This is a genomic window from Vibrio sp. 10N.222.46.A1, assembly GCF_041473595.1.
In the GTDB taxonomy this organism is placed as follows: Bacteria; Pseudomonadota; Gammaproteobacteria; order Enterobacterales; family Vibrionaceae; genus Vibrio; species Vibrio tasmaniensis_A.
In genome coordinates, this window is sequence record NZ_JBFRSN010000167.1 from 1 (window position 1) to 4,930 (window position 4,930).

Annotated in this window: 5 protein-coding genes and 1 tRNA gene; 2 read left to right on the forward strand and 4 right to left on the reverse strand. The window is 43.8% G+C overall.

All coding sequences use genetic code 11. The features are described 5' to 3' along the window. Nucleotides 1-78: 78 nt before the first annotated feature. The 4 genes from AB4496_RS05855 to mutY all read right to left on the reverse strand — a co-directional run bounded on the left by AB4496_RS05855 (nucleotide 79) and on the right by mutY (nucleotide 2,820). A tRNA-Phe gene (locus tag AB4496_RS05855) sits at nucleotides 79-154 on the reverse strand. A 103-nt stretch (nucleotides 155-257) separates the two neighbouring features. Next, nucleotides 258-1,391, reverse strand: coding sequence for a membrane-bound lytic murein transglycosylase MltC (mltC, locus tag AB4496_RS05860; protein WP_017103679.1), 1,134 nt, complete (start codon nucleotides 1,389-1,391; stop codon nucleotides 258-260). A 69-nt stretch (nucleotides 1,392-1,460) separates the two neighbouring features. Further along, complete coding sequence (locus tag AB4496_RS05865) at nucleotides 1,461-1,733, reverse strand: oxidative damage protection protein (protein ID WP_010435637.1); 273 nt, start codon at nucleotides 1,731-1,733, stop codon at nucleotides 1,461-1,463. Between the two features lie 28 nt (nucleotides 1,734-1,761). Beyond that, on the reverse strand, nucleotides 1,762-2,820 hold the full coding sequence (gene mutY / locus AB4496_RS05870) for an A/G-specific adenine glycosylase (RefSeq protein ID WP_102258154.1): 1,059 nt from the start codon (nucleotides 2,818-2,820) through the stop codon (nucleotides 1,762-1,764). Between the two features lie 165 nt (nucleotides 2,821-2,985). Here mutY and trmB point away from each other — a divergent pair, with 165 nt between their 5' ends. Together trmB and glsB are read left to right on the forward strand one after the other, a co-directional pair. Further along, nucleotides 2,986-3,705, forward strand: a complete 720-nt coding sequence (trmB, locus tag AB4496_RS05875; protein ID WP_016791043.1) for a tRNA (guanosine(46)-N7)-methyltransferase TrmB — start codon at nucleotides 2,986-2,988, stop codon at nucleotides 3,703-3,705. A 183-nt stretch (nucleotides 3,706-3,888) separates the two neighbouring features. Then, the gene (glsB, locus tag AB4496_RS05880) at nucleotides 3,889-4,809 is read left to right on the forward strand and encodes a glutaminase B (RefSeq protein ID WP_009847707.1); all 921 of its coding nucleotides are present in this window, start codon (nucleotides 3,889-3,891) and stop codon (nucleotides 4,807-4,809) included. Nucleotides 4,810-4,930: the final 121 nt, after the last annotated feature.

The window sequence follows — 4,930 nt, forward strand, 5'->3', positions numbered from 1 at the left end:
CGGCACACTAAATTCTTTATGCTTTTGTCCGTGTTGCTACTCCCTGTTAAAGAGTGTTGACACCAACAAATCAAATTGTGGTGCCCCGAGGCGGAATCGAACCACCGACACGCGGATTTTCAATCCGCTGCTCTACCGACTGAGCTATCCGGGCAACGGAGCGCTATTAAACGGATTTTCTGCATAACCGTCAACACCTTTTTTGAAAATAACTAAAAAAAACGTTCGTTAGTTGTTTTTTTATTCAAAAGTGAGGCTTACGTTTTACCTTGGTTAAAGTCTTTCTTGAATTTTGTTACTTTCTCTAAGTATCGGCGCGACTCTTTATTGGGATGTTTCTTTGTTAGTGCCCAGTAAGCTTGACTCGGTTGCAGTGAATTTAAGTCACGCATTGCTCGCTTTCTATCCTTACTGAAAGTATTGAGCACGCCACCAGTGCCGCCGTTGTATGCAGAGATCATACTGTACTCAAGCGTGGTTGGGTGTTTTACGTCTTTTAAATAACGATTTTTAAGGATGTAAAAGTATGCAGTGCCTGCATCAATGTTGTTTTCTGGATTGAATAAGTACTCAGGACTTGGTTCTCCAGGTTTCTTTTTAACGAGCTTAAAGACATCTCGGCCAGCGGTTTTAGGTACCACCTGCATAAGACCATAAGCATTTGCCCAGCTCACTGCGTAAGGATTGAAGCTGCTTTCTGTCTTGATGATTGCATAGATCAAGTCTTCAGGGATGTCATAGCGTTGAGATGCTCGTTGTACTATGTCGGCGTACTTATAACTACGTTTGCTCGCATGATCTGCCACCATTGGGATTTCGACGTAGTAGGCTTTTTTAAAGTCTACCTCTTTGGTTTTTAGGTTATTGGCGATCAGGTAATCTGCGAATTTGTTAGCACGCCATGTCCATTGGATGGGCTTTTTCTCTTGGTCTACGACTTGGTTGTAGAGGAAAGGTTGACCTTCTAGCTTTATGCTTTTGGACGAAAATAGATCGACATGAGCTGGATCATCGGGTGTCAGGAGCGTCGTCATGATCGCATTTTTGAGGTGCTTTTTAGGATCTGTTAAGGAGACGGTTTCTACCGTTATGATACCTTGACTGAAGTTAACTTCTGAACGGCTTAGATAATTGTCTATGTATTTCACATAGTTACTCTTACCTGCCATCTTTACTTCACTGCTGCCCCAACGCTTTTGGATATTGCCTGAAAAGCTACTAATCAAAGCATCCAACGCCCCAGTATCTTTTTCAAATTGCCCTGGTAGTTCTGCCAAATTACTTACAAACCGGTTGGTTGGTTCGTAGTTAACATCATAAATGCTCTCGACAAATTCACGACTGCACCCTGTTAACAACATGGCTGTTAGGAAGTAACTTAGCTTTTTCATAGTTCCTCATACAAAAATGACATCGCGGCGTAAACCATGATGTCATTAAAATTTATTTAAATAAATGTCTTATTCGCTAGGCGGGGTATAGCCATCAATAACGACATCTTTACCTTCGAAAAGGAAGTTAACCATCTCAGTTTCAAGAAGTTTACGATGCTCAGGATCCATCATGTTCAGCTTCTTTTCATTGATAAGCATAGTTTGCTTACTTTGCCATTGTCCCCAAGCTTCTTTAGATACGTTGTCAAAGATACGCTTACCTAGGTCACCCGGGTAAAGTTGAAAATCTAGGCCTTCAGCATCTTTTTGAAGGCGAGCACAAAATACAGTGCGGCTCATAGTGGTTCCTCTTATCGCGTTCGTTGATTCAAACGTCGTTCAGTTCAAAGGGTAGGCTCTCAATAAGCTGCTTTACAGGAGCGGCTAGGCCAATTTCTTCCGGTTTTGATAAGTTATACCAGAGACCTTTAGTCCCTTCCATTATCAAATCTGGTTGTTTATCTAATTTTACTAATACAGGCGTGATATCTAAGTGGTAGTGGCTGAAAGTATGTCGAAACGCAATCATGGTCTTGATCGAATTGGTTTCATTGTCTTTGATCGAACGAAGGTCTAGTTGATGTTCGATCTCTGCGTTTTCATTTTGAGGGAAACAGAATAGTCCTCCCCAGATACCAGATTGAGGGCGTTGCTCGAGCCATACTTGATTGTTGTGGTACAGAATCACAAACCATGTTTCTTTTATCGGCTTTTCTTTCTTAGGCTTCTTGCCAGGGAAATCGAGTTGTCTATCGATCTTCTTAGCTTCACACATGCTTTCAATCGGGCATAACGTACATTTGGGCTTGCTACGAGTACAAACCATCGCACCCATGTCCATCATGGCTTGATTGTACTTATCAACATCTTGATTGGGAGTGTGTGCTTCTGCGTGTTCCCAAAGCTGGTTCTCGACTTTCTTTTGCCCCGGCCAACCTTCTACTGCAAAGCTTCTCGCTAAGGTGCGTTTGACGTTGCCATCAAGAATCGCATGAGGGAGTTTATGCACAGAGGACAACACTGCAGCGGCAGTAGAGCGCCCAATACCCGGTAGCGCGTTCATTTCTTCGATAGAAAGCGGAAATTCACCATCATATTGCTTGGTAACAATCTTTGCAGCCTTATGTAAGTTACGAGCTCGCGCGTAATAGCCAAGCCCTGTCCATAAGTGCAGCACCTCATCTTGTTCGGCGTTCGCTAGGTCAATAACTGTTGGAAAGCGTTCTAAAAAGCGCTGGTAGTATGGAATCACCGTGGCCACTTGAGTCTGCTGAAGCATGATTTCAGATAGCCAAACGGTGTAGGCGGTTTTGTTTTGTTGCCAAGGTAATTCTTTGCGCCCAAAGGCGTCATACCACTTTAATATGGCGGTTGCGAAAGGAGTCACGACATGCTCTATGCTTTGCTATTATTAGGAGTGAAATTGCACCACACTTACGGTTGGATGTAAAACAGACAAATTGTGTGGGAATTTATCCACGGAAAGACTTGCACCGGAGGCAATTCTTTGGATAATCCCCGCTTTGATTAATCAATGTGCAGGCAAAAATCAATGAGTGAAGTGACCACTAACGAATATACTGAAGACGGCAAACTGGTTCGTAAGATCCGTAGTTTTGTTCGCCGCGAAGGCCGCTTAACAAAAGGCCAAGAAAACGCGATGAACGAATGTTGGCCAACAATGGGTATCGACTACAACCCAGAACTTCTTAATTGGAAAGAAGTGTTTGGCAACGACAACCCTGTTGTACTAGAAATTGGCTTCGGTATGGGTGCATCACTGGTTGAAATGGCAAAGAATGCGCCTGAGAAAAACTTCTTAGGTATTGAAGTTCACAGCCCAGGTGTTGGTGCGTGTTTAGGTACAGCTCGCGATGCTGGCGTAACTAACCTGCGTGTAATGTGTCACGATGCAGTAGAAGTATTTGAACACATGATCCCAGACAGCAGCCTGCATACACTGCAACTGTTCTTCCCTGACCCATGGCATAAAGCTCGTCACCACAAACGTCGTATCGTTAAGGCTGAGTTTGCAGAGATGGTTCGCGGTAAGCTGCAACTTGATACTGGTATTTTCCACATGGCAACAGACTGGGAAAACTACGCCGAACATATGATTGAAGTGATGAACGTCGCTCCAGGCTTCAAGAATATCGCTGAAGATGGGGATTACATTCCTCGTCCAGACGAGCGCCCACTAACGAAATTTGAAGCTCGTGGCCACCGTTTAGGTCATGGTGTTTGGGATATCAAGTACAAGCGTACTAAGTAATTCTGAATAAAAAATGAAGGTGAGATCGGATTAAGATCTTAACCTTACATTTTATGGGATTGATAAAAGCCAACATTATTGTAATGTTGGCTTTTTTGTCCTTAGGCTTTTTTACGATAAAGGTTTAAGGACAGAAAGTAATGTCACATCCCCTACAAAAATAACAATAAGAAGTAAGCTCACATGAAACCAACTCAAGCTATTTTGGCCGAGATTTTAGATGAAGTTCGCCCTTTAATTGGTCAGGGAAAGGTCGCCGATTATATTCCTGCATTGGCTCGTGTATCGAACCAGAAACTGGCGATTGCGGTATACACCAATGAAGGTGAAGTTATTCAAGCTGGCGATGCCGATGAAGCCTTTTCCGTGCAATCAATCTCTAAAGCTTTAAGCCTGACGTTGGCGATGGTGTTGTATAAGCCGGAAGAAATTTGGCAACGCGTTGGAAAGGAGCCTTCAGGACAAGCCTTTAACTCGATGATTCAGCTTGAGATGGAACACGGCATCCCTCGTAACCCGTTTATTAATGCTGGCGCGATTGTCGTTGCCGATTTATTACAAAGCCGTCTATCAGCACCAAGACACCGTTTATTAGAATTTGTCCGTCAGCTATCAGGTGATACTCATATTGTGTATGACAAGGTTGTGGCGGCTTCTGAGATGATGCACAGCGATCGTAATGCTGCTATCGCTTATTTGATGCGTTCGTTTGGTAATTTTGAGAATGATGTTATCCCAGTACTGAATAACTACTTCCATGCTTGTGCGCTTAAAATGACCTGTGTGGACTTGGCGAAAACCTTTAGCTATTTGGCGAACAAAGGTGTGTCGGTTCAGACCAAGAAAGAGATCATCACGCCAGTTCAAACCAAACAGCTGAATGCTTTGCTTGCAACATGTGGTTTGTACGATGGGGCGGGAGAGTTTGCTTATCGTGTTGGTATGCCAGGAAAGTCTGGTGTCGGTGGCGGGATTATAGCGATTGTTCCTGGCGAAATGACGATCGCGGTGTGGTCTCCAGAACTGGACGCGTCGGGTAATTCACTGGCGGGAACTCAGGCTTTAGAATTGCTCTCTGAGCGTATTGGACGTTCTATTTTTTAGAAGAAAGATGCGAGCACGGACTTCGTCCTATAGAGCGCTTCGCTTCGAGAAAGGCTCTTACAATAAAAAGGGTTGACCCTAAAGCCAACCCTTATGCAATACTTCTCGAATCTCGAATCTC